Genomic DNA, 23,253 nt, shown 5'->3' with positions numbered 1-23,253 from the left:
ATGCCCTGCTATTCGGCGGGGTTGGAGCGAGCGGCTTCCTACACTGAAGACAGGGCAGCGCGAAACAACCCGGGAGGTTGCAATGCGAGTCGGAGTGCCAAAGGAAATCAAGAACCATGAATACCGGGTAGGCCTGACACCCCAGTCAGTGGCCGAGCTGACCCGGCTGGGGCATGAAGTCCTGGTGGAAACCAAGGCCGGCGCGGCCATTGGTTTCAGCGACGAGGACTACCGGGCCGCTGGCGCATCTATCGCTGCCAGCGCCGGAGACGTCTTCGAAGGCGCCCAATTGATCGTCAAGGTGAAGGAGCCGCTGACCCAGGAGCGCGCGCGCCTGCGGCCGGACCAGACCCTCTTCACCTACCTCCATCTTGCACCCGATCGGCCGCAAACCGATGAGCTGCTGGCCTCCGGCGCCACCTGCATCGCCTACGAAACCGTAACCGACAGCCATGGGCGCTTGCCATTGCTGGCGCCCATGTCGGAAGTGGCCGGACGCATGTCGATCCAGGCCGGCGCCAACTGCCTTGAGAAGGCCCGAGGTGGTCGCGGCGTCCTGCTCGGCGGTGTGCCGGGCGTAGCCCCCGGCAAGGTAGTGGTGCTCGGCGGCGGGGTCGTGGGTACCCACGCATTGGCGATGGCCGTCGGCCTGGGTGCCGACGTCACGGTGCTGGACAAGAGTGTCGACGCGCTGCGGCGTCTGGACGCGCAATACGGCAATCGCATCACCACGCTCTACTCCACCCATAGCGCCGTGCGCGAGCAGGTGCTGGCGGCGGACCTGGTGATCGGCGGCGTGCTCATCCCCGGCGCGGCCGCGCCCAAACTGATCACCGCCGAAATGGTCGCCAGGATGCAGGAGGGGGCTGTCCTGGTGGATGTCGCCATCGACCAGGGCGGATGCGCGGAAACCTCCCGTGCCACCACCCATGCCGACCCGATCTACATCGTCGACGACGTCGTGCATTACTGCGTGGCGAACATGCCCGGCGCGGTGGCACGCACCTCGACGCTGGCCCTGAACAACGCCACGCTGCCCTTCGTCATCGCCCTCGCCCACAAGGGCACGCGCAAGGCACTGGAGGACGACCTGCATCTGCGCCATGGTCTCAACGTGGCCAAGGGGCGACTGACCAATGCCAGCGTTGCTGCCGCCCACCATATGGAATTCGTTCACCTCGATGAGATGGTGAAGCAGCTTTAGGAGCCGTCGAGGCTCCGGTGACCACAACACGGCAGGTGCCCGCGGCCCATGTTTGTGTTGTGGTCATTTTTATGCCCACTCAGGGCCTGTAGCCCTGCCCCAGCAACCACCCCTGCACCATCCGCCGCTGTTCGACCGGCAGAGCCACGAGCACTGGCTCAAGCTCCCCACGCAGCGCGCTTCGCACAATGGGCGCCAGCTCGATGCCTTGCAGGTGCCAGATGCCCAGCGGCTGGTCCGCCGTCACCACCACCTCGGCCTCGTCAATCAGGTCACCGCGAATCACCGGCAGGCGCTGGACCCGCACCTGGCCGAAATCCGGTGGCGTATGCAGCGGCTCAGCATCCGGCCACTGACGCCGGTCGCGCCAGAAGGGCTGCTCCGACCAACGCTGTTCCATGGCATAGAAATCCCGCCCGGTGCGAGCAAAGCGCAGGAACAGCTGTTCCACCCGTTGCTGGTGGAAACGCTGCGCCAGGTCCGCGCGTTCCGGGCATTGCAGCAGGGTGTTGATCACCGCCGGTGCTTGCAGGGCCGACGACAGCGACTGGAAGATGCCATTGCCGGACAGTGGGTCCACCGCCATCGCTGCATCCCCCACGCGCAGCCAGTTCGGGCCGCCAGCTTCATGGAACAGGATGGCCGTGCTGCTGCGTGCATGCAGGCTGGCGGGCTGCAAGGCCACATCACCGAACAGCCTGCGCACCAGCACCGAGTCGCCGCGACGCCTGGCGCAGTAGGCAGAAAGTTCATCCTTGGCCGGCAGTTCGCCGCTGTTGGCGTCCAGGGTGACCTGCCAATAGCAGCGGCCATCAGCCAGGCGTGCCATCCACGACCAGCCATCAGCCAGGCTCTCCACAGCTGAACCGGGCCGACCCGGCGACTCTTGCCACTGGTTCAGCAGACTCAAGGTTTCCGGCCCGCGCAGCCGGCCACCGGCCAGCGGTGCCTGGCGGCCGCGCGCCTCGACCAGGAAATCAGCCCTGAGCGGCTCCCCGGAGTCGAGGTGGATCAGGTGCCCGTCGGCACTGCTCTCCACCCGCAGCACCCGCGCCTCGATCACGGCCACACCCGCGGCGTACAAGTCTTCGCGAATCGCCGCGTCGAAGCGCGGACGATCGAGCAGGCATTCCTGGTTGATCGATTGACCGTCGCCATTCCACAACACCTTTCGCGGCGTCGGTGCGTCGGCGCTGGCCAGGGCCCTTTCCAATCCGGCCTGGCGCAGCCCGTCCAGCACTCGCTGGGAAACGCCTTCCACCGCAGCGAAGCGTCGCCACTCGCTGACAACACAGGTTTGGTAACCCAGACGACGCAAGCCCAGGGCGACGGCAGCTCCAGCTGGACCCGCGCCAAGCACGGCAATCGACAGCTCAGTCATCGCGCCGCCCTCTTCGCTCAGGGCCGACAAAGGCGGCGCCATCCCGCAGCCAGGCCAGCACCGCATCCCGCCCGGCGCCCGGATGCCGTTGAAGGTTACCGGCGATCATCCCGCAGAGCGCCGCACAACCCACGCTGGCACCCGCCACGCCGTTGACGGCTGCAACCGGCGCACCAAAGTCTGCCTGCGGGCTGTTCAGCCAGGACCATTGCCCTGCCGCACAGCGCGCATCGCCCGTCACACGGATCACGCCTGGGTAGCTGGCCGGATAAACCGGCTCGCCCTGGGCCGGGCTGGAAGCGCAGAGCAGGATGCCGGCGACCTGCGCCAGGGCACAGGCTTCGCGCAGCACGGGTCGGTCGTTGCGCAAGCCGAGGCTAAGATTGACCAGCGCCACATCCTGCTCGATCAACCAGTGCAAGGCGCCAGCGATCTGTAGTGGGCTCGTCTGCCAACGGTCGCCGAACACCTGGGCGACATACAGCTCCAGTGGCCCCGCCTGGCGGGTCAAGGTATCGAGGATCGCACTGCCGTGCCCCAGCGCATCCGGCAATGCCTCGCCATCGGCAAGCCCGTCCTCCGATAACCAGAAGCGCCTCGCCGCCAGCACCTGATTGGCCTGGCTCGGCGCGTATCCGCTGTCGATGATTCCAACACGCAATTCAGCGGCCATGATGCTCAACCTCCAATTGCCGCAGCAGGCCATTCTCCAAACGCAGCTCCAGGTCGGCCTGCGCCAGGGTCGAAGGGCGGTGGCTGATGAGGATGCGCGTGCGCCCAGCAAACAGCTGGTCGATGGCTGCAATCACCTCGCGTTCGGTGGCTTCGTCGACCGCCGAGGTAGCTTCGTCCAGCACCAGGATCAGCGGGTCTTGCAGGAGCGCGCGGGCAATGGCGATGCGCTGTTTCTGCCCCCCGGAAAGCTGTTGGCCGCGCTCGCCGAGCTGACTGTCCAGTCCCTGGGGCAGTGATTCGATCAGACTGTCGAGCCGCGCCAGGCGAGCCACCTGCTCCAGGGCCTCGCGGCTGGCATCCGGTGCGGCGTAAGCCAGATTGTCCGCGAGACTGCCGCGAAACAGCACGATGTCCTGGCTGACCACGGCAATGCGCCGGCGCAGGGCCTGCAGGTCCAGCTCCCGCAGGTCGATGCCATCCAGCAGGATGCGGCCTTCGTCCGGGTCGTAGAACCGTTGCAGCAGATCGATAAGGGTCGACTTGCCAACACCTGAAGCGCCGCTGATGGCCACCTTCAAGCCGCCGGGAATGCTGGCATCGACGCCACGCAATATTGCCTCGTTGCGTTGGTCATGGGCAAAGCGCACCGCTTCCAGACGCAGCTCGCCTGGGCCGTCCGGCATCGAGCGTGGCGAATCGGGCTGGCGCACCGGCACCGGCTCCTGTTGCAGTTCCATCACCCGTCCAAGGCTCACCGTCATGCGTTGCAGGGCGACGTAGAGCCCGAGCAGACTCTGCACCGGCCCCACGGCCATCCCGAGGTAGGTGGAGAACGCAATCAGCGCGCCAAGCTGCCAGGTGCCCTGCACCACCCAGTAGCCGCCTATGAGGAAGGCACAGGCGCGGGACAGCGACGTGAGCGTGCCGGGCACCGCATGGGTGAAGAATTCGGTGACCTGCAGCTTCAGCAGCTGGCTCATATACCCCTGGCCCAAGTGCTCCAGGCGGCGGGATTCACGTTGTTGCTGGCCGGCCGCCTGGATGAATTTCATCGCCGGGAGCGTCTCGACCAGGAAGGATGACACGTCCGCCGAACGTTCGCGCAGGCTGCGCACCTCGCGCTCCACTTTGCGCCGCATCCAGCGCAGCCAGAGGACTTCGATGGGAATCAGCAGCGCCAGCAGCAACGACAACTGCCAGGACAGCAGCAGCATCAGGGTCACCGCACCGATCAGGCCGATGACGCTGGAAACCGCCGAAAACAGCGAGTCGACGGCGAAGCGCTGGATCTCCGCGACGTCGCCATCCAGCCGCGATAACAAGTCACCGATGCGTCGGCGGCCGTAGAAGGCCGGCGAAAGTTGTTGCAGATGCCGATACAGGTCGTCACGCAGGGCAAACAGGATGCGCCCGGAAAGCCGCGTGTGCAGGTAGCGGTTAATGCCAGAGAGCACAGTCCCAAGGATGCCGACCGCGATCATCGCCACGGCCACCTGCACCAACTTGCCGAAGTCCTTGGCCAGGAGGCCATCGTCGATCAGAGTCTTGGTCAGCCAGGGTTGCGCCAGTACCAGCAGGGAGGCGCCGAAGGAGAGGCCGAGTAGTAACAGGATGGCTCGCAGGTGCGGACGCACGAAGCCGTAGAGCCACTCCATGGCGCGGCGCAGCAGTTCGGGGTCGCTGGTTTCGACGAGTTTGAGGAAGAAGCGGGTCATCGGGTAATGGCCAGGGATTGCAGGTTCATTGTGGGGGCGAATTCATTCGCTATGGGCTGCAACACAGCCCCCTTGGGCCTTGCAGGGCAGACCTGCGGTCTGCTTGGCGAAGGAATTCGCCCCCACAGGGCTCCCGCCCCACATTGGCAATGCGGCCGACTCATCCGCGCAGCTGCTTCAGCTTGCGGTAAAGAGTGGCGCGGCTGATGCCTAGGGAGTCGGCCGCCGCCGAGACATTGCCCTGGTGCCGCTCCAGCGAGCTGCGGATCAGCTCCAGCTCGTTCTCGCGGATGCTACCGGGCTGGCGGCAGCTGGCGGTCAGTTCGTCCAGCAGGCTGTCGGTGAGATGGTCGAGGCCCAGCACGGTCTCGCCATCCTCGCGCATGGCCAGCGCCGAACGCAGGACCATCTCCAACTGACGGATGTTGCCTGGCCAGTCGTAGCCCGACAGCAACTCGGTCAGGTCCTTGTCGAGGGTGACCTGGGCCGCGCCGAGCTTGTCCAGCACGCCGTTGATCATGGCCGCCAGGTCCTCGCGTTCGCGCAGGGCCGGTAGGCGCAGGCTGACGCCGTTGACGCGGTAGTAAAGGTCTTCGCGGAAGTGTTTTTCCTGGACCAATCGTTTGAGGTCGCGGTGGGTGGCGCAGATCACCGCCACGTCGATCTCCTGCTCTTCCCCGGCACCTAGTGGTGCCACCTTGCGCTCCTGCAATACACGCAGCAGGCGTGCCTGGAGGCTGAGCGGCATATCGCCAATTTCATCGAGGAACAGTGTGCCGCCGTGGGCCTGCATCAACCGGCCGACCATGCCGCCCTTGCGCGAGCCAGTGAAGGCCCCCTCGCGATAGCCAAAGAGCTCGGACTCGATCAACCCCTCAGGAATCGCCGCACAGTTGACCGCCACGAAGGGCTTGTCAGCCCGCGCACTGGCCTGGTGCAGGGCGCGTGCCACGACTTCCTTGCCGGTGCCGGTCTCGCCCAGCAGCAGCACCGGCAAATCGCCAGCCAGGCCCTGCCGCGCCATGCGCAGGGACCGGGCAAAGCGGCTGTCACGGCCGGCCAGCTCCTCCAGCACCTGTGGCTTGGCCGCAGGAGTCTTGGATGCCGAGACAGTGCCACCGATGCTGGTATGACGAGGCACCTGTAAAGCACGGAAAAAATACTCGCCCTTGGCGGTCTGTACACTGCTCAGGCCGCCCTGCATCAAGCGCGCCATGAACTGCGGGGATCGGCTGCCCAGCAGGTCGCTGCTACGGCGCCCGACCAGCGCCTGGCGCGACACCTGCAACAGGCAGCAGGCCTGCTCGTTGGCCGCCACCACCTCGCCATCGAGGCTCAGCGCCAGCAACCCGTGCCAGGCAGAGCCGAGGTATTGAGGGCGGTGATGGAAAGCCAGCACCAGATCGTCGGGATAGCACAGTGCGAACAGACGACTCTCGATGTTGCTGGCGGCAAGCATCAGCGTTGCCAGGTTGTCCTGGGGCTGGGCCATGACGCCGTCACGGGTCAGGTCGAGGACGCCGATGACTCGTCCCTGCGGGTCTTTGATCGGCACCGAGGTGCAGGAAAAGCGGCTGAGCCGATCCAGGTAATGCTCACCGCAATTGATCAGGGTCGGACGCCCTTCCACCACTGCAGTGCCAATGGCATTGGTGCCGCGCAGGGATTCGCTCCAGCAAGTGCCGGGCTTGAGGTCGCGCAGACCAAAGGTATTGAGGTGTTCGGTCTGGCCCTCGACCGCCAGCACGTTGGCCTGTGCGTCGCCGAGGATCACCAGCCCGCCCTTGCCCTGCTGGCTGACCAGGTATTCGAGCTCCGGGGTCGCAGCATCGATCAGCAGGCGGTTGCTCGCCAGCAACAGCTGCAGGTCCGGGTCCTGCTGCAGGCCAATCTGCTCGCCCTCGAGGCAGTTCAGCCCGTAGCCGAGGCTGCGCCGCCACGAAGCGTCGATTTCCTCGCGCAGCATTCCCTGGGGCAACTCACCCTCATTGAGCAGCTTCAATCGAGCCTGTCGGGATTCGTGAAGGGGGTCGGCTGCCATTGTTATTCGAATGTCTTGCGCCATCTCTCGCTCCAGCGCGCCTGGGTCGTCGCACGCTCTGAATGTCTACACCTGCCGCCCTCGTCCGTAAAGAGCGGAGCCCCGCAGGAGGCAAGCAACGAGCTACTGCTGGCACCTGCGGGAGTCTGATACGGCGGAGTTGACAGTCAGGTTGGCACAGGTTTACGTTAACGTAAAGGTAAACACAGCTACGAGCCCTGACCATGTCCACGACCTATAGTATTTCCGACCTGGCCCGCGAACTGGATGTCACCACCCGCGCCATCCGCTTCTATGAAGAGCAGGGCATGCTCAGCCCCGAGCGTCGCGGCCAGGAGCGCATCTACAGCCCGAAGGACCTCGTGGCCCTGAAGCTGATCCTGCGTGGCAAGCGCATCGGCTTTTCCCTGGCCGAGTGCAAGGAGCTGATCGACCTCTACGACCCCAGCAGTGGCAACCGCAAGCAGCTGGAGACCTTCATGGGCAAGATCGCCGCGCGCCGCGCCCAACTCGAACAGCAGCTGCTGGACATCCAGCAGATGCAGCTGGAACTGGATACCGCCGAGGAGCGCTGCCTCGCTGCCCTCGCCGAAACCAAGCAGAAACAAGGCGCCAACGCCTGACTTCTTCCCTCCCCCGACAATGACAAGCACAGGTGGAACCATGACTTACTCGAGCCTGAACTTCGCCCTCGGCGACACCATCGACATGCTGCGCGAACAGGTCCAGGCCTTCGTTGCCGCTGAACTGGCGCCACGCGCCGCCGAGATCGACCAGGAAAACGCGTTCCCCATGGACATGTGGCGCAAGTTCGGCGACATGGGCCTGCTCGGTGTCACCGTTGAAGAAGAGTACGGCGGCTCTGGCCTCGGCTATCTGGCCCACGTGATCGCCATGGAAGAAATCAGCCGTGGCTCGGCCTCGGTCGCCCTCTCCTACGGCGCCCACTCCAACCTCTGCGTCAACCAGATCAAGCGCAACGGCAATGCCGAACAGAAGGCCAAGTACCTGCCCAAGCTGGTCAGCGGCGAGCATGTCGGCGCCCTGGCCATGAGCGAGCCGAACGCCGGCTCCGACGTGGTCTCCATGAAGCTGCGCGCCGACAAGAAGGGCGACCGCTTCGTCCTCAACGGCAGCAAGACCTGGATCACCAACGGTCCGGACGCCAACACCTATGTGATCTACGCAAAGACCGACCTGGACAAGGGCCCCCACGGCATCACCGCGTTCATCGTCGAGCGCGACTGGAAAGGCTTCTCGCGCAGCAACAAGTTCGACAAGCTCGGCATGCGCGGCTCCAACACCTGTGAGCTGTTCTTCGACGACGTGGAAGTGCCGGAAGAGAACGTCCTGGGCGTGGTCAACGGTGGCGTGAAAGTCCTGATGAGCGGCCTGGACTATGAGCGCGTGGTGCTGTCCGGTGGCCCGGTCGGCATCATGCAGGCCTGCATGGACGTCGTGGTGCCCTACATCCACGACCGCAAGCAGTTCGGTCAGAGCATCGGCGAGTTCCAGTTCATCCAGGGCAAGGTGGCTGACATGTACAGCCAGCTCGCCGCCAGCCGCGCCTACCTCTATGCCGTGGCCCAGGCCTGCGACCGTGGCGAGACCACCCGCAAGGACGCCGCCGGCGTGATCCTCTACACGGCCGAGCGCGCTACCCAGATGGCGCTGGAAGCCATCCAGATCCTTGGTGGCAACGGCTACATCAACGAGTTCCCCACCGGCCGCCTGCTGCGCGACGCCAAGCTCTACGAGATCGGCGCCGGCACCAGCGAGATCCGCCGCATGCTGATCGGCCGTGAGCTGTTCAACGAGACTCGCTGATCGCCAACACCGCGCCCCTGTAGGAGCGAGCTTGCTCGCGAACAAGCCTTCGCCAGCAAGCGGGCTCCTACAGGAAAGAGGCGGCACAACATTCGACGGAGCGCGCCAGATGGCCATCCTGCACACCCAGATCAACACCCGCACCCCCGAATTCGCCCGCAACAGCGCGGCCATGCTCGAACAGGTCACGGCCCTGCACGGGCTGCTCGGCCGTATCCATGAAGGCGGCGGCGCCAAAGCCCAGGAGCGCCACACCTCACGCGGCAAGCTGCTGCCGCGCGAACGCATCAACCGCCTGCTGGACCCGGGCTCGCCCTTCCTGGAGATCGGCCAGCTGGCAGCCCATGAGGTCTATGGCGAGGACGTTCCCGCCGCGGGCGTGGTTGCCGGCATCGGCCGCGTGGAAGGCGTGGAATGCATGATCGTGGCCAACGACGCCACGGTGAAAGGCGGCTCCTACTACCCGCTGACGGTGAAGAAGCACTTGCGCGCCCAGGCCATCGCCCAGCAGAACCGCTTGCCCTGCATCTACCTGGTGGACTCCGGCGGCGCCAACCTGCCGCGCCAGGACGAAGTGTTCCCCGACCGCGAGCATTTCGGCCGCATCTTCTTCAACCAGGCCAACATGAGCGCCCAAGGCATCCCGCAGATCGCCGTGGTAATGGGCTCCTGCACCGCAGGCGGCGCCTACGTGCCGGCCATGAGCGACGAAACCATCATGGTGCGCAACCAGGCCACGATCTTCCTTGCCGGCCCGCCGCTGGTGAAGGCCGCCACCGGCGAGGTGGTGAGCGCCGAAGACCTGGGAGGCGCCGACGTCCACTGCAAGACTTCGGGCGTGGCCGACCACTACGCCGAGAGCGACGAGCACGCTCTTGCCCTCGCCCGCCGCAGCATCGCCAACCTCAACTGGCGCAAGCAGGGTGAACTGAATCGCCGCGAGCCGCTCCTGCCGCGCCATCCGGCCGAAGAGCTGTACGGCGTGATCCCGGCCGATGCCAAGCAGCCGTTCGACGTACGCGAAGTCATCGGGCGCCTGGTCGACGACTCCGAATTCGATGAGTTCAAGGCCCTGTTCGGCACCACCCTCGTCTGCGGTTTCGCTCACCTGCACGGCTACCCCATCGCCATCCTGGCGAACAACGGCATCCTCTTCGCGGAAGCCGCGCAGAAAGGTGCACACTTCATCGAACTGGCCTGCCAGCGCGGCATTCCGCTGCTGTTCCTGCAGAACATCACCGGCTTCATGGTCGGCCAGAAGTACGAAGCCGGCGGCATCGCCAAGCATGGTGCCAAGCTGGTGACGGCGGTGGCTTGCGCCAAGGTGCCGAAGTTCACCGTGATCATCGGTGGCAGCTTCGGCGCCGGTAACTACGGCATGTGCGGCCGCGCCTATGACCCGCGTTTCCTGTGGATGTGGCCCAACGCGCGGATCGGCGTAATGGGCGCCGAGCAGGCCGCCGGCGTACTGGCCCAGGTCAAGCGCGAACAGAGCGAACGCGCCGGTCACAGCCTGAGTGCCGAAGAAGAAGCGAAGATCAAGCAGCCGATCCTCGAGCAGTACGAGCGCCAGGGGCATCCGTACTACTCCAGCGCGCGGCTCTGGGATGACGGCGTCATCGACCCGGCCCAAACCCGCGACGTGCTGGGGCTGGCGCTGTCCGCCAGCCTCAATGCCCCGATCGAGCGGACCACCTTCGGCGTGTTCCGCATGTAAATCCTGCTTGCGAGTGGTGGGACCAACGTAGGAGCCAGCTTGCTGGCGAACCCGGGCACCACCGTTGATCGCGAGCAAGCTCGCTCCTACAGGAGAGAACGATGACCGACTTCACCACCCTGCAACTGGACATCACCAGCAACGGCGTTGCCACGCTCTGGCTGAATCGTCCGGAAAAGAACAACGCCTTCAACGCCGGGATGATCCGCGAGCTGATCCTCGCCCTCGACGCCGTCAAGGCCGCCCCCAACGTACGTTTCCTGATCCTGCGCGGCCGTGGCCGGCACTTCTCCGCCGGCGCGGACCTGGCCTGGATGCAGGAATCCGCCAAGCTCGACTACAACTCCAACCTGGACGATGCCCGCGAGCTGGCCGAGCTGATGTACAACCTTTACCACCTCAAGGTGCCGACCCTGGCTGTAGTGCAAGGTGCGGCCTTTGGTGGTGCGCTGGGCCTGATCAGCTGCTGCGACATGGCCATCGGCGCCAAGGACGCGCAGTTCTCCCTCTCCGAAGTGCGTATCGGCCTGGCCCCGGCGGTGATCAGCCCCTTCGTGGTACAGGCCATCGGGGAACGCGCGGCGCGCCGCTACGCCCTGACCGCCGAGCGTTTCAGCGGAGAAACAGCCCGTGAGCTCGGCCTGCTCGCCGAGTGCTACCCGATCGATGCGCTGGACGAGGCGGTCAATGACTGGACCACCAACCTGCTGCAGAACAGCCCGCAAGCCATGAGCGCGACCAAGGACCTGCTCCGCGAGGTCGCCAGTGGTGCCCTCAGCCCAGGCCTGCGCCGCTACACCGAAAGCGCCATCGCTCGCATCCGCGTGAGCCCCGAAGGCCAGGAGGGCCTGCGTGCTTTCCTGGAGAAACGCAAACCGTCCTGGCAGGAGCCACAACAATGATCACCACCCTGCTGATCGCCAACCGTGGCGAAATCGCCTGCCGTGTCATGCGCACTGCCAAGGCCCTCGGCATTCGTACCGTGGCCGTGCACAGCGCCATCGACCGTAATGCCCGCCACGTGCGCGAGGCGGACATCGCCGTCGACCTGGGCGGCGCCAAACCCGCCGAAAGCTACTTGCTGGTGGACAAGCTGATCGCCGCCGCCAAGACCAGCGGCGCCCAGGCCATCCACCCGGGCTACGGCTTCCTCTCGGAGAACGCCGGCTTCGCCCGAGCCATCGCCGAGGCTGGCCTGATCTTCCTCGGCCCACCAGCCAGCGCCATCGACGCCATGGGCAGCAAGTCTGCCGCCAAGGCGCTGATGGAGGCCGCCGGTGTGCCCCTGGTGCCCGGCTACCACGGCGAGGCCCAGGACCTGGAAACCTTCCGCGCCGCGTCCGAGCGCATCGGCTACCCGGTGCTGCTGAAGGCCGCTGCCGGCGGTGGCGGCAAGGGCATGAAGGTGGTCGAGCGCGAAAGCGAGCTGGCCGAGGCCCTCGCCTCCGCCCAGCGTGAGGCGCAGTCGGCCTTTGGCGACTCGCGCATGCTGGTGGAGAAGTACGTCCTCAAGCCGCGCCACGTGGAGATCCAGGTATTCGCCGACAGCCACGGCAACTGCCTGTATCTCAACGAGCGCGACTGCTCGATCCAGCGCCGCCACCAGAAGGTCGTGGAGGAAGCACCGGCCCCCGGCCTCTCCGCCGAACTGCGCCGCGCCATGGGCGAAGCCGCCGTGCGCGCGGCCCAGGCCATCGGGTATGTCGGCGCTGGCACCGTGGAGTTCCTGCTGGATGAGCGCGGCGACTTCTTCTTCATGGAGATGAACACCCGCCTGCAGGTGGAACACCCGGTCACCGAAGCCATCACCGGCCTCGACCTGGTGGCCTGGCAAATCCGCGTTGCCCGTGGCGAGGCCCTGCCGATCACCCAGGAACAGGTGCCGCTGCTCGGCCACGCCATCGAAGTGCGCCTCTACGCCGAAGACCCGGAGCAGGACTTCCTGCCCGCCAGCGGTCGCCTGGCCCTCTACCGCGAAGCCGCAGCAGGCCCGGGCCGTCGGGTGGACAGTGGCGTGGCCGAAGGCGATGAAGTATCCCCCTTCTACGACCCAATGCTGGCCAAGCTGATCGCCTGGGGTGAAACCCGCGAGGAAGCCCGTCAGCGCTTGCTGGCCATGCTCGACGAAACCGCTGTGGGCGGCTTCAAGACCAACCTGGCGTTCCTGCGCCGCGTACTGGCCCACCCGGCCTTTGCCGCCGCCGAGCTGGATACCGGCTTCATCGGCCGCTACCAGGAACAACTGCTGCCCACCCCCACCGCACTGCCCGAGACCTTCTGGCAACTGGCCGGCGAAACCTTCCGCCAGAGCGAAGCACAGCGCATGCGCAGTGATGATCCCTACTCGCCCTGGAGCCAGCACAACGGCTGGCGCGCCGGTCTGCCCAGCGAAATCGACCAGCACCTGATTGCCGGTAGCGAACGCCATGTGGTGCGTCTGCGCGGCGCGACCGCCAGCCCGATCTGCCTGTCCGGCGAGCACATCACCGTCGAGCAGGACGGCCTGCGTCGCCAGCACCTGGCGATCCGCCGAGGCGAAACGCTCTACCTGGAGTGGGACGGCGAACTGCGCAGCGTCACGCGCGTCGACCCGATCGAGGAAGTGGAAGCCAGCCACAGCCATCACGGCGGGCTGACGGCGCCGATGAACGGCAGTATCGTGCGCGTGCTGGTGGAAGCTGGCCAGAAAGTCGAAGCGGGTACCGCCCTGGTGGTGCTGGAAGCCATGAAAATGGAACACAGCATCCGCGCGCCTCACGACGGCGTGATCAAGGCGCTGTATTGCGGCGAAGGCGAGCTGGTCAACGAAGGCACCGCCCTCGTCGAGTTGGAAGAGGCCTGAGGTCCGCAGTGACACCTCGTAGGATGAGTCGGGTTCAGCCGAACGCTACCCGTCCCATCCTACGGTACTGAACTCCGGTGCATTGAGAGATGACGCAATGAATATTCCAAGCAAGGTCCGCCTGGTCGAAGTCGGCCCGCGCGACGGCCTGCAGAACGAGAAACAACCCATCAGCGTCGCCGACAAGGTGACCCTGGTGGACGACCTGACCGCCGCCGGCCTCGGCTATGTCGAGGTGGGCAGCTTCGTCTCGCCCAAGTGGGTGCCGCAGATGGCCGGTTCGGCCGAGGTCTTCGCGCAGATCCAGCGCAAGGCCGGGGTCACCTACGCCGCCCTGGCACCAAACCTGAAGGGCTTCGAGGCCGCCCTGGAAGCCGGGGTGAAGGAAGTGGCCGTGTTCGCCGCCGCTTCCGAATCCTTCTCGCAAAAGAACATCAACTGCTCCATCGCCGAAAGCCTGGAACGTTTCGTGCCGGTCATGGACGCGGCACGAGCCCAGGGCATCAGCGTGCGCGGCTATGTTTCCTGTGTGCTGGGCTGCCCCTACGAGGGCACTGTCCCCGCCGAGCAAGTGGCCAGCGTGGCTGCCGAGCTATACGCCATGGGCTGCTATGAAGTCTCCCTCGGCGACACCATCGGTACTGGCACCGCAGGCGCTACCCGCCATATGTTCGAAGTCGTCGGCGCCAAGGTTCCCCGTGACAAGCTCGCCGGCCACTTCCACGACACCTATGGCCAGGCCGTGGCGAACGTTTACGCCGGCCTGCTGGAAGGCATCGCGGTGTTCGACAGCTCGGTCGCCGGCCTCGGTGGCTGCCCCTACGCCAAGGGTGCCACCGGCAACGTCGCCACCGAAGATGTGCTCTACCTGCTGAACGGGTTGGGCATCGAGACAGGCATCGACATGGATAAGCTCATTGCGGCTGGCCAGCGCATCTGCGCGGTGCTGGGCAAGGAGAATGGCTCGCGGGTAGCGCGCGCCAGGCTGGCGAGTTCGAGCTGAAGCTCGATTGAGGTTCCCCTCTTGGCCGCGATGCTTCGGGATCGCGGCCTTTTTATTGCTTGTATCCGCCGCCCTCTCCCCCGGCCCCTCTCCCTGAAGCTGAGAGGAGTGACTCGCGGCTGAAGCTTGTTGCGTCAGCCGGCTGGCGCGGAGTTGAACCCGACTCGGCTCGGCAGGATGGGTTGAGCCTGCGATACCCATCGATTCCCGCTGATGGGTATCGCTTCGCTCCACCACATCCTACGGGCTTGATCGTAGGGTGCGCACGGCGCACCCTCCAAACAAAAACGCCGACCCTGAGGCCGGCGCTTTCCTTACCACGTCGCAATCAACGCTCGATCGCCAGCGCCACGCCCTGCCCCCCACCGATGCACAGGGTCGCCAAACCCTTCTTGGCATCACGCTTGATCATCTCGTGCAGCAGAGTCACCAGCACGCGGCAGCCCGATGCACCGATCGGGTGACCAAGGGCGATGGCGCCGCCGTTGACGTTGACCTTGGCCATGTCCCAACCCAGCTCCTGGCCCACAGACAGCGACTGGGCGGCAAAGGCTTCGTTGGCTTCGATCAAGTCCAGTTGCTCGAGGCTCCAGCCCGCTTTTTCCAGGCAACGGCGAGTCGCGGTTACCGGGCCGATGCCCATGATCGCCGGGTCAACGCCGGAATTGGCGTAACCGGCGACTCGCGCGAGCACCGGCAGGCCCAGCGCCTTGGCCTTTTCAGCGCTCATCAGCAGCACCGCAGCAGCGCCGTCGTTGAGGCTGGAGGCATTGCCAGCGGTGACGCTGCCATCCTTCTTGAAGGCCGGTTTGAGCTTGGACAAGGCATCGAAGGTCGTGCTGGCGCGCGGCTGCTCATCAGTGGCGAAGGCAACGGGATCGCCCTTGCGCTGCGGGATCAGGATCGGCGTGATCTCATCAACGAAGCGCCCACCTTCGATGGCAGCCACGGCCTTCTCCTGCGAAGCGGCGGCAAAGCGGTCCTGGGCCTCGCGGCTGATGCCGTATTTCTCCACCAGGTTCTCGGCCGTGACGCCCATGTGGTAGTCGTTGAAGGCATCGGTCAGGCCGTCGTGGATCATGGTGTCGACGATCTTCGCATGGCCCATGCGCAGGCCGGTACGGGCGCCAGGCAGGATGTAGGGGGCCAAGCTCATGTTCTCCTGGCCGCCAGCGATGACCACGTCTGCGTCACCGCAGCGGATGGCCTGTACGCCCAAATGCAGGGCCTTGAGGCCGGAACCACAGAGCTTGTTGAGGGTCATGGCCGGGACCGTGAAGGGCAGGCCTGCGAGGACTGCCGCCTGCCGCGCCGGGTTCTGGCCCGAACCTGCGGTCAGCACCTGGCCGAGGATCACTTCATCCACCTCGGCGACATCCAGGCCGGTCAGGGCCAGCAGCTGGCGAATCACCGCGGCACCCAGTTCATGGGCGGGGATACCGGCGAGAGCGCCTTGGAAGCTGCCGATGGCAGTGCGGGTAGCGGCGACGATTACGACGTCTTGCATTGGTTTCTCCCGATCAAGAAGCAGGGTCGGTGGTGATAAAACGAAAAAACGCATTGAAGGAAGCCGTGCGTGGCGGCTCCCTTCAATGCGGTGAGGTACTCAGAACGTCATTTCGATGACGTCATCCGGCACGATCAGCGGGCCGGCGGTCTTGGCGACGATTTCTTCGATGCTCACGCCCGGCGCGCGCTCGCGCAGGATGAAGGTGCCGTTCTCGATCTCCAGGTACGCCAGGTCGGTGAGTACCTTGCGAATGCAGCGGCAGCCGGTGAGCGGCAGGCTGCAGTGCTTGAGCAACTTGGATTCGCCGTCCTTGGAGGCGTGAGTCATGGTGACGATGATGTTGTCGGCACCGGCCACCAGGTCCATCGCGCCGCCCATGCCCTTGACCAGCTTGCCGGGGATCATCCAGGACGCAATGTTGCCCTGGACATCCACTTCGAAGGCGCCCAGCACGGTCAGGTCCACGTGGCCGCCACGGATCATCGCGAAGGACTCGGCGGACGAGAAGATCGCTGCACCCGAGCGGGCGGTGACGGTCTGCTTGCCGGCGTTGATCATGTCGGCGTCCACTTCATCCTCGGTCGGGAATGCGCCCATGCCGAGCAGGCCATTCTCGGACTGCAGCATCACATCCATGCCTTCCGGCACGTAGTTGGCCACCAGGGTCGGAATACCGATCCCCAGGTTCACGTAGTAGCCGTCCTTCAGTTCGCGAGCCACGCGCTGGGCCATCTGTTCGCGGGTAAGTGCCATGTCGGTATCCTCGGATTCTTCTTGTTGTGGTCAGGCTCAGGAGCGGACGGTGCGCTTCTCGATGCGTTTCTCGAAGCTGCCCTGGATGATGCGGTCCACGTAGATGCCAGGGGTGTGGATCTGGGCCGGGTCCAGTTCGCCCGGCTCGACGATTTCCTCCACCTCGACCACGGTGATGCGGCCGGCGGTGGCGACCACCGGGTTGAAGTTCTGTGCAGTGTGGCGGTAGATGACGTTGCCGAAGTGGTCGGCTTTCCAGCCTTTGACGATAGCGAAGTCACCGGTGATCGCCGGCTCGAGGATGTAATGGCGGCCGTTGAACTCGCGAGCTTCCTTGCCTTCGGCGACCGGGGTGCCGTAGCCAGTGGCCGTGTAGAAGGCCGGGATGCCGGCACCGCCTGCGCGCAGTTTCTCGGCCAGGGTGCCTTGCGGGGTCAGTTCGACTTCCAGCTCGCCGCTGAGCAGCTGTTGCTCGAACAGGGCGTTCTCGCCGACGTAGGACGCGATCATCTTGCGGATCTGCCGGTCTTCCAGCAGCACGCCCAGGCCAAAGCCGTCGATGCCGCAGTTGTTGGAGACCACGGTCAGGCCCTTGACGCCACGGCGGCGGATCTCGTTGATCAAGTTCTCCGGAATACCGCAGATGCCGAAGCCGCCGGACAGGACAGTCATGTCGTCGGTCAGGCCGGCCAGGGCCTCTTCATAGGAGTTCACACGTTTGTCGAGTCCGCTCATGCGATTGCGCCTCTTGTCGTTGTTCATGGCCGGCAGTCGTCGCCGGTGAGTGAGGCAGAGCTTCTCCCCTCCAGACTGATTTGTTAAGTTTGTTTTTCCTTTGCATTAATCACAAAGGCAAATAAATGACTGTCAAGCAATTGCGCGCCTTCCTTGCCGTTGCCCAGAGCCTGAGCTTCGCCCAGGCGTGCGAACGGCTGCACCTTTCCCAGCCTGCGTTGAGCCTGGCGATCAAAAGCCTGGAAGAGTCCCTCGGCGGCCCGTTGCTGGTGCGCACCACCCGCAGCGTCAGCCTGACGCCAGAAGGCGAGACACTGCTGCCCATTGCCCGCCGCCTGCTGGCAGACTGGGACAATGCCGAAGAGCTGCTGCGCCAGCACTTCACCCTGCAATTGGGCAAGGTTTCCATTGCCGCCATGCCCTCGTTTGCCGGCAACCTATTGCCGGTGGCGCTCAAGGCCTTCCGCAATCGCCACCCGAAGGTCAACGTGGCCGTGCATGATGTGATCAACGAGCAAGTACTGGATATGGTGCGCAACCGCCGTGTCGAGCTGGGCATCGCGTTCGAGCCGGACTCGCTCGACGGTCTGGATTTCACGCCCTTCTATACCGACCGATTCGTTGCCGTAGTTCCCACCGACTGCGAACTGGCTAGTCGCCAGGACGTGAGCTGGGCGGAGCTGCTGCGGGAGAACTTCATCACCCTGCAACGGCCTTCCGCCGTGAGACTGCTGCTGGAAGAGACGGTCGCCGCGCAACACGGCAAATTGCCGGTGGCCTTCGAGAGTCACCAACTGGGCACGATCGGCCGCATGGTCGCCCAGGGGCTGGGCGTCAGCGTCGTCCCCAGCCTGTGCATCCAGCAGATGCAGGAGCTGGGCGCCCGCTGCATCGCCCTGCACAGCCCGGAGGTGGCCCGGCGGGTCGGATTGATCCGGCTCGCCGAGCACAAGCTCTCCACGGCGGCCCAGGCCCTGTGCGACGTGCTGTTGCACGTCACCGACTGGAACACCCTGGACCTCCCCGAGGCCCCAACCTGAGCCGCCAACCCGTGCCATTATGAAGAGCATCCGCCCGACACGATGGACGCACAGATGAACCAACCTCTCTGGAGTCCCAGCCCAGCCCGCATCGCTGCCACCCGGATGGACGCCTTCCGCCGCCAGGTCAACCAGCGTCACGGCCTGGACCTGGCCGACTACCCTGCCCTGCACGCCTGGAGCGTGGCCAATCGCGAGGCCTTCTGGCAGGCCATCGTCGAGTTCTTCGATATTCGCTTCTCCAGCGCGCCACAGGCAGTGCTGGAAGAAGGCCCGGCGATGCCGAGCGCCCACTGGTTTCCCGGCGCCACACTGAACTTCGCCGAGCACCTGCTACGCCGCCGTGATGACCACCCGGCGCTGATCGCGATTGCCGAAGACGGCGGCCGCGAACAACTGACCTATGCCGAGCTGGCTTTTCAGGTCGCCGGCCTGCAACGCAGCCTGCAAGCTGCCGGAGTGGGTGTCGGCGACCGCGTCGCCGCCTTCATGCCCAATACCTGGCAGACGGTGGTCGGCATGCTGGCCGCCACCAGTCTGGGCGCCACCTGGTCGTCCTGCTCACCGGACTTTGGCACACAAGGTGTGATCGACCGCTTCGGCCAGATCGAACCCAGGGTGCTGATCGCCGCCGCCGGTTACCGCTACGCCGGCAAGGTGCTGGACCTGACCACCAAGCTCAATGAAATACTCGAGCGCATGCCGTCGCTCGAACAGCTGGTGGTGGTGCCCTTCGCACGCCCTGAGGCCACCCCTGGCGACTTCACCACCCACGCCAAGGTCACGCTCTGGCGTGACTTCTACACCCCCGGCGGCGAGCCCGCGTTCACCCAGGTGCCGTTCGACCAACCGCTTTACATTCTCTACTCCAGCGGCACCACGGGCGTGCCCAAGTGCATCGTCCACGGCGTCGGCGGCACCTTGCTGCAGCATGTGAAGGAGCATGGGCTGCACACGGACCTGAGGACCGACGACACGCTGTTCTACTACACCACCTGCGGCTGGATGATGTGGAACTGGCTGGTCTCCGGGCTGGCCCTCGGCGCCACCCTGGTGCTATTCGACGGCTCACCCTTCCATCCCGGCGCGGAACGCCTGATCGACCTGATCGACGCCGAGGGCATCAGCATCTTCGGCACCAGCGCCAAGTACCTCGCAGCGCTGGAGAAGGCCGGCGAGAAGCCCGGCCAGAGCCACCAACTGACGCGGCTCAAGGCGTTGCTATCAACTGGCTCTCCGCTGTCCCACGAGAGCTTCGAGTACGTCTATCGCGACATCAAGGCCGACCTCTGTCTGTCATCGATTTCCGGCGGCACCGATATCGTATCCTGCTTCGCCCTGGGCAACCCGGTGCTTCCGGTGTGGCGCGGCGAGTTGCAGTGCAAGGGGCTGGGCATGGACGTGCAGGTGTGGAACGAGGACGGCAAGCCGGTGGTGGGCGAAAAAGGCGAACTGGTCTGCGCCCGGCACTTCCCCTCCATGCCGGTGTGTTTCTGGAACGACCCCGAAGGGGCAAAGTTCAAAGCGGCCTACTTCGAAACCTTCCCCGGCGTCTGGGCCCATGGCGACTACGCCGAGGAGACCCTGCGCGGCGGTCTGGTCATTCACGGCCGCTCAGACGCCGTGCTCAACCCTGGCGGCGTACGCATCGGCACGGCGGAGATCTACCGCCAGGTGGAAAAAGTCGAAGAAGTGTTGGAATCCATCGCCATCGGCCAGGATTGGGACAGCGACGTGCGCGTGGTGCTGTTCGTGCGTTTGCGTGAGGGTGTGGTGCTGGATGAAGCGCTACAAACTCGCATCCGCCAGGTGATCCGCGCCAACGCCACCCCGCGCCATGTACCGGCCAGGATCATCGCCGTGACCGACATTCCACGCACCATCAGCGGCAAGATTGTCGAACTGGCCGTACGCAACGTCGTACACGGGAAGCCGGTGAAGAACACCGATGCCCTGGCCAATCCGCAGGCCCTGGAGCTGTTCAGAGATTTGCCGGAGCTACAGAGCTGATCTCCAGGCACCTTTTCTGTGGGTGCAAATCCATTTGAAGATGGGGAACCATGTGCTTAATCAAGTCGGGATTTTCTGTAGGAGTGAGCTTGCTCGCGAAAGATCGCGCTCGGGCTGTCCGCGAGCAAGAACGCGGCGCCCCCCATGCGCCTACAAGTCCTGCGATGAGCCAGTCGCAGCTCTACGAACGTAGATGTTTACCCGCCCCCAGAAGAGCAGCCATTCCTGCGTGTCAAAGATATGGCCTAACCACCCCGAGGGCCCGTTCGACGAAGGCCTCCTTCTCTCCCACCGGGGCTACGTAGTGCAACACCGTGGCGCAAGCATCCTCTCCCGCCAGCTTGGCAATCGCCCAGGTCGCCAGATAAGGCGCTGACAGGCACCCACCGGCCGTAGCCAGGTTGCCCTTGGCATAAAACGGCTGGTCCAGCACCTGCACGCCCGCCTCGATCACCCAGGGCTTGGTGGTGAGATCGGTGCAGGCCGGCAGGCTGCCTAACAGCCCGAGGCGGGCCATCAGCAAGGCGCCGGAGCATTGCGAACCGATCAACTGGCGCTGCGGGTCCAGCCGCAGGCGGTCGAGGATGGTGCGGTCCTCGGCGATGGCGCGGGTCTGCATGCCACTGCCGAACAGCACCACGTCCGCCGCGTTAGCGAACTCCAGCGGCTGCTGCGCCTGGATCTTCACCCCGTTCATCGAGGTAACCCATTCCGTGGGCGAGGTGATCTCAGCCTGCCAGCCGTGGCCACGCATGCGGTTGAGCAGCCCGGCGGCGACAAACGAATCCAGCTCGTTGAAACCCTCGAACGTCAGTACGGCGATACGCATGGCGGCCTCCCGTGGCAGATCAGTGCATGGAGCGAATCTATGCGGGCCACGGCACAAGCGCTAAGTACAGCAGCAATTAAATTTGACCGTACAGGTTGTGAGGGGGAAGCGGACGAAAGCCACACCAGCAATGCCCCGGGAGCCTACCTCGGCCCTGCCCCCGGCTCCTCCGGCTCATCTTCCTCCAACTCCTCCAACTTCAGCTCGAGCCCCCAGTTGGCAGCTCTCTCGCCTCCAGCAGGCGCTGCCGTCGAGGTGCTCTCCTGCGCGGCCGGTCCATTGGGGCCCTCGCGATAAAGCTTGAGCTTCAGGCGCAGATTGTTGGCCGAGTCGGCGTTCTTGATCGCCTCGTCCTCGCTGATGGCGCCCTCCACCACCAGGTCGAACAACGCCTGGTCGAAGGTCTGCATGCCCAGGCCACGGGACTTTTCCATGATTTCCTTGATGGAGTGGAATTCACCGCGCTTGATCAGGTCGCTGATGGTCGAAGTCCCGAGCAGCACCTCAACCGCCGCACGGCGTTTGCCATCCTGGGTACGCACCAGACGCTGGGAAACGAAGGCCTTGAGGTTGTTGCCCAGGTCATTGAGCAGCTGCGGCCGACGCTCCTCGGGGAAGAAGTTGATGATGCGGTCCAGCGCCTGGTTGGCGTTGTTGGCATGCAATGTGGAAATCGCCAGGTGGCCGGTGTCGGCGAAGGCCAGGGCGTGCTCCATGGTTTCGCGGTCGCGGATCTCACCGATCAGGATCACGTCCGGCGCCTGGCGCAGGGTGTTCTTCAACGCTGCATGGAAGCTGCGGGTGTCCACGCCCACTTCACGCTGGTTGATGATGGATTTCTTGTGCCGATGCACATACTCCACCGGGTCTTCGATGGTGATGATGTGCCCGCCGCTATTGCGGTTGCGGTAGTCGATCAGTGCGGCCAGAGAGGTGGACTTGCCCGAGCCGGTACCGCCGACGAACAGCACCAGGCCGCGCTTCTCCATGACCATCTTGAGCAGCACTTCCGGCAGTTTGAGGTCCTCGAATTTCGGGATATCGAGCTTGATGTTCCGCGCGACGATGGATACCTCGTTGCGCTGTTTGAAGATATTGATGCGAAAGCGGCCGATATTGGGCAGCGAAATGGCCAGGTTCATCTCCAGCTCACGCTCGAATTCAGCGCGCTGCTCGGCATCCATGACCGAATCCGCGATCTTTGCCACGTCGCCGGCGCGCAACGGCTCGCTGCTTAGCGGTTTGAGCACGCCATTGAACTTGGCGCAGGGCGGCGCGCCAGTAGAGAGGTAAAGGTCGGAACCGTCCTGGGTGGCCAGGATTTTCAACATCGAGGAAAGGTCCATGGGGCGTCCGTAATCCAGTGGAGGGTCAACGCATCCGCACAGCGGATCGAAAAGAGGCAACTGTATGACCGACGCCCGGTCGGGCACAATGAACGGCTCCACAGTCCACGAGGAATTCCCATGGCCAAGGCCCTTGCCCGCCACATCCTGGTCAAGACCGAGGCGGAAGCCGAACAACTGAAAAAGCGCCTGGCCAATGGCGAGGATTTCGCCACCCTGGCCAAGAAGCACTCCATCTGCCCTTCCGCCAAGCGCGGCGGCGACCTCGGCGAAGTCCGCCCAGGCCAGATGGTGCGGGTGATCGACCAAGTGATTTTCAAGAAGCCCGTCCGTACCATCCACGGCCCTGTGAAAAGCCAGTTTGGCTACCACCTGGTGCAGGTGTTCTTCCGCGACTGAAACGACGGCCGATCCCCGAAGCGGCGCTAAATTGCTAAAAGCGCGCACTTTTGCGCGCTTCTCACCTCAGCGAGTTATCGGCACGACCAATCATCAAAACCTGCGGGCTGGTATCGCGATTGGTATCAGCCCGCGTGCGTTCCTCCTGTTTCATTCCCCATCCTCTGCATTCGCAACGGATTGCGACCCTGTTACTCCCCCCGCCTTCAGCCCTTGCCATACCGCC

The 23,253-nt window shown here is 64.7% G+C and carries 19 protein-coding genes; 10 read left to right on the top strand and 9 right to left on the bottom strand.

What is annotated here, in order from left to right; translation table 11 throughout:
- The first annotated feature begins 82 nt into the window (after positions 1-82).
- Complete coding sequence (ald, locus tag J7302_RS02330) at positions 83-1,204, top strand: alanine dehydrogenase (RefSeq protein WP_215369737.1); 1,122 nt, start codon at positions 83-85, stop codon at positions 1,202-1,204.
- A 79-nt stretch (positions 1,205-1,283) separates the two neighbouring features.
- Here ald and qhpG read toward each other — a convergent pair whose 3' ends face one another.
- The 4 genes from qhpG to J7302_RS02310 all read right to left on the bottom strand — a co-directional run bounded on the left by qhpG (position 1,284) and on the right by J7302_RS02310 (position 7,040).
- A complete protein-coding gene (qhpG, locus tag J7302_RS02325) occupies positions 1,284-2,585 on the bottom strand; it encodes a flavin-dependent monooxygenase QhpG (protein WP_215369734.1) in 1,302 nt (433 codons plus the stop codon).
- Positions 2,578-3,258, bottom strand: coding sequence for a subtilisin-like serine protease QhpE (gene qhpE / locus J7302_RS02320; protein ID WP_215369732.1), 681 nt, complete (start codon positions 3,256-3,258; stop codon positions 2,578-2,580). The genes qhpG and qhpE overlap by 8 nt, the downstream gene beginning before the upstream one ends.
- Positions 3,248-4,975: an ABC transporter ATP-binding protein gene (locus J7302_RS02315; protein ID WP_215369730.1), complete on the bottom strand. Its 1,728-nt coding sequence runs from the start codon at positions 4,973-4,975 to the stop codon at positions 3,248-3,250. Before J7302_RS02315 ends, qhpE begins: the two co-directional genes overlap by 11 nt.
- A 160-nt stretch (positions 4,976-5,135) precedes the next feature.
- A complete protein-coding gene (locus tag J7302_RS02310) occupies positions 5,136-7,040 on the bottom strand; it encodes a sigma-54-dependent Fis family transcriptional regulator (protein WP_215369728.1) in 1,905 nt (634 codons plus the stop codon).
- A 200-nt stretch (positions 7,041-7,240) separates the two neighbouring features.
- Between J7302_RS02310 and J7302_RS02305 the strand changes: the two genes are divergently transcribed.
- The 6 genes from J7302_RS02305 (at position 7,241) to J7302_RS02280 (ending at position 14,405) form a co-directional block, all read left to right on the top strand.
- Entirely contained in the window at positions 7,241-7,639 is a 399-nt protein-coding gene (locus J7302_RS02305) for a MerR family transcriptional regulator (protein WP_215369725.1), read from the top strand.
- A 40-nt stretch (positions 7,640-7,679) separates the two neighbouring features.
- Positions 7,680-8,843 carry an isovaleryl-CoA dehydrogenase gene (locus tag J7302_RS02300; RefSeq protein ID WP_215369723.1) on the top strand — a complete coding sequence of 388 codons (1,164 nt, stop codon included), beginning with the start codon at positions 7,680-7,682 and terminating at the stop codon, positions 8,841-8,843.
- Between the two features lie 109 nt (positions 8,844-8,952).
- Entirely contained in the window at positions 8,953-10,560 is a 1,608-nt protein-coding gene (locus J7302_RS02295) for a carboxyl transferase domain-containing protein (protein ID WP_215369721.1), read from the top strand.
- 101 nt (positions 10,561-10,661) lie between these two features.
- On the top strand, positions 10,662-11,462 hold the full coding sequence (locus J7302_RS02290) for a gamma-carboxygeranoyl-CoA hydratase (protein WP_215369719.1): 801 nt from the start codon (positions 10,662-10,664) through the stop codon (positions 11,460-11,462).
- Positions 11,459-13,402: an acetyl-CoA carboxylase biotin carboxylase subunit gene (locus J7302_RS02285; protein WP_215369717.1), complete on the top strand. Its 1,944-nt coding sequence runs from the start codon at positions 11,459-11,461 to the stop codon at positions 13,400-13,402. Before J7302_RS02290 ends, J7302_RS02285 begins: the two co-directional genes overlap by 4 nt.
- A 97-nt stretch (positions 13,403-13,499) precedes the next feature.
- Positions 13,500-14,405 carry a hydroxymethylglutaryl-CoA lyase gene (locus tag J7302_RS02280; RefSeq protein WP_215369715.1) on the top strand — a complete coding sequence of 302 codons (906 nt, stop codon included), beginning with the start codon at positions 13,500-13,502 and terminating at the stop codon, positions 14,403-14,405.
- Between the two features lie 328 nt (positions 14,406-14,733).
- Here J7302_RS02280 and J7302_RS02275 read toward each other — a convergent pair whose 3' ends face one another.
- The 3 genes from J7302_RS02275 to J7302_RS02265 all read right to left on the bottom strand — a co-directional run bounded on the left by J7302_RS02275 (position 14,734) and on the right by J7302_RS02265 (position 17,403).
- Positions 14,734-15,912, bottom strand: coding sequence for an acetyl-CoA C-acetyltransferase (locus J7302_RS02275; RefSeq protein ID WP_215369712.1), 1,179 nt, complete (start codon positions 15,910-15,912; stop codon positions 14,734-14,736).
- A 99-nt stretch (positions 15,913-16,011) separates the two neighbouring features.
- Positions 16,012-16,668 carry a CoA transferase subunit B gene (locus tag J7302_RS02270; RefSeq protein ID WP_215369709.1) on the bottom strand — a complete coding sequence of 219 codons (657 nt, stop codon included), beginning with the start codon at positions 16,666-16,668 and terminating at the stop codon, positions 16,012-16,014.
- Positions 16,669-16,704: 36 nt separating this feature from the next.
- Entirely contained in the window at positions 16,705-17,403 is a 699-nt protein-coding gene (locus tag J7302_RS02265; protein ID WP_215370753.1) for a CoA transferase subunit A, read from the bottom strand.
- A 125-nt stretch (positions 17,404-17,528) separates the two neighbouring features.
- Here J7302_RS02265 and J7302_RS02260 point away from each other — a divergent pair, with 125 nt between their 5' ends.
- Both J7302_RS02260 and J7302_RS02255 read left to right on the top strand, forming a co-directional pair.
- The gene (locus J7302_RS02260; protein WP_215369707.1) at positions 17,529-18,443 is read left to right on the top strand and encodes a LysR family transcriptional regulator; all 915 of its coding nucleotides are present in this window, start codon (positions 17,529-17,531) and stop codon (positions 18,441-18,443) included.
- A gap of 54 nt (positions 18,444-18,497) precedes the next feature.
- Complete coding sequence (locus J7302_RS02255) at positions 18,498-20,453, top strand: acetoacetate--CoA ligase (protein ID WP_215369705.1); 1,956 nt, start codon at positions 18,498-18,500, stop codon at positions 20,451-20,453.
- Between the two features lie 232 nt (positions 20,454-20,685).
- On the opposite strand, the gene J7302_RS02250 is transcribed toward J7302_RS02255, so the two are convergent.
- Positions 20,686-21,282, bottom strand: coding sequence for a DJ-1/PfpI family protein (locus J7302_RS02250; protein WP_215369703.1), 597 nt, complete (start codon positions 21,280-21,282; stop codon positions 20,686-20,688).
- Positions 21,283-21,425: 143 nt separating this feature from the next.
- A complete protein-coding gene (locus tag J7302_RS02245) occupies positions 21,426-22,628 on the bottom strand; it encodes a PilT/PilU family type 4a pilus ATPase (protein ID WP_215369701.1) in 1,203 nt (400 codons plus the stop codon).
- Positions 22,629-22,748: 120 nt separating this feature from the next.
- Here J7302_RS02245 and J7302_RS02240 point away from each other — a divergent pair, with 120 nt between their 5' ends.
- Entirely contained in the window at positions 22,749-23,027 is a 279-nt protein-coding gene (locus tag J7302_RS02240; protein WP_215369699.1) for a peptidylprolyl isomerase, read from the top strand.
- Positions 23,028-23,253 lie beyond the last annotated feature (226 nt).

It is taken from the genome of Metapseudomonas boanensis, assembly GCF_018704125.1.
Classification (GTDB): domain Bacteria; phylum Pseudomonadota; class Gammaproteobacteria; order Pseudomonadales; family Pseudomonadaceae; genus Metapseudomonas; species Metapseudomonas boanensis.
Note: the sequence above shows the minus strand (reverse complement) of the source record. Positions and strands in the feature narration are given on the sequence as shown.

Coding starts and splice junctions, on each gene's coding strand:
- qhpG (WP_215369734.1), bottom strand. CDS start 2,585: ATGACTGAGCTGTCGATTGCCGTGCTTGGCGCGGGTCCAGCTGGAGCT.
- J7302_RS02275 (WP_215369712.1), bottom strand. CDS start 15,912: ATGCAAGACGTCGTAATCGTCGCCGCTACCCGCACTGCCATCGGCAGC.
- J7302_RS02315 (WP_215369730.1), bottom strand. CDS start 4,975: ATGACCCGCTTCTTCCTCAAACTCGTCGAAACCAGCGACCCCGAACTG.
- J7302_RS02250 (WP_215369703.1), bottom strand. CDS start 21,282: ATGCGTATCGCCGTACTGACGTTCGAGGGTTTCAACGAGCTGGATTCG.
- J7302_RS02245 (WP_215369701.1), bottom strand. CDS start 22,628: ATGGACCTTTCCTCGATGTTGAAAATCCTGGCCACCCAGGACGGTTCC.
- J7302_RS02265 (WP_215370753.1), bottom strand. CDS start 17,403: ATGAGCGGACTCGACAAACGTGTGAACTCCTATGAAGAGGCCCTGGCC.
- ald (WP_215369737.1), top strand. CDS start 83: ATGCGAGTCGGAGTGCCAAAGGAAATCAAGAACCATGAATACCGGGTA.
- J7302_RS02255 (WP_215369705.1), top strand. CDS start 18,498: ATGAACCAACCTCTCTGGAGTCCCAGCCCAGCCCGCATCGCTGCCACC.
- J7302_RS02270 (WP_215369709.1), bottom strand. CDS start 16,668: ATGGCACTTACCCGCGAACAGATGGCCCAGCGCGTGGCTCGCGAACTG.
- J7302_RS02285 (WP_215369717.1), top strand. CDS start 11,459: ATGATCACCACCCTGCTGATCGCCAACCGTGGCGAAATCGCCTGCCGT.
- J7302_RS02300 (WP_215369723.1), top strand. CDS start 7,680: ATGACTTACTCGAGCCTGAACTTCGCCCTCGGCGACACCATCGACATG.
- J7302_RS02310 (WP_215369728.1), bottom strand. CDS start 7,040: ATGGCGCAAGACATTCGAATAACAATGGCAGCCGACCCCCTTCACGAA.
- qhpE (WP_215369732.1), bottom strand. CDS start 3,258: ATGGCCGCTGAATTGCGTGTTGGAATCATCGACAGCGGATACGCGCCG.
- J7302_RS02240 (WP_215369699.1), top strand. CDS start 22,749: ATGGCCAAGGCCCTTGCCCGCCACATCCTGGTCAAGACCGAGGCGGAA.
- J7302_RS02260 (WP_215369707.1), top strand. CDS start 17,529: ATGACTGTCAAGCAATTGCGCGCCTTCCTTGCCGTTGCCCAGAGCCTG.
- J7302_RS02280 (WP_215369715.1), top strand. CDS start 13,500: ATGAATATTCCAAGCAAGGTCCGCCTGGTCGAAGTCGGCCCGCGCGAC.
- J7302_RS02295 (WP_215369721.1), top strand. CDS start 8,953: ATGGCCATCCTGCACACCCAGATCAACACCCGCACCCCCGAATTCGCC.
- J7302_RS02305 (WP_215369725.1), top strand. CDS start 7,241: ATGTCCACGACCTATAGTATTTCCGACCTGGCCCGCGAACTGGATGTC.
- J7302_RS02290 (WP_215369719.1), top strand. CDS start 10,662: ATGACCGACTTCACCACCCTGCAACTGGACATCACCAGCAACGGCGTT.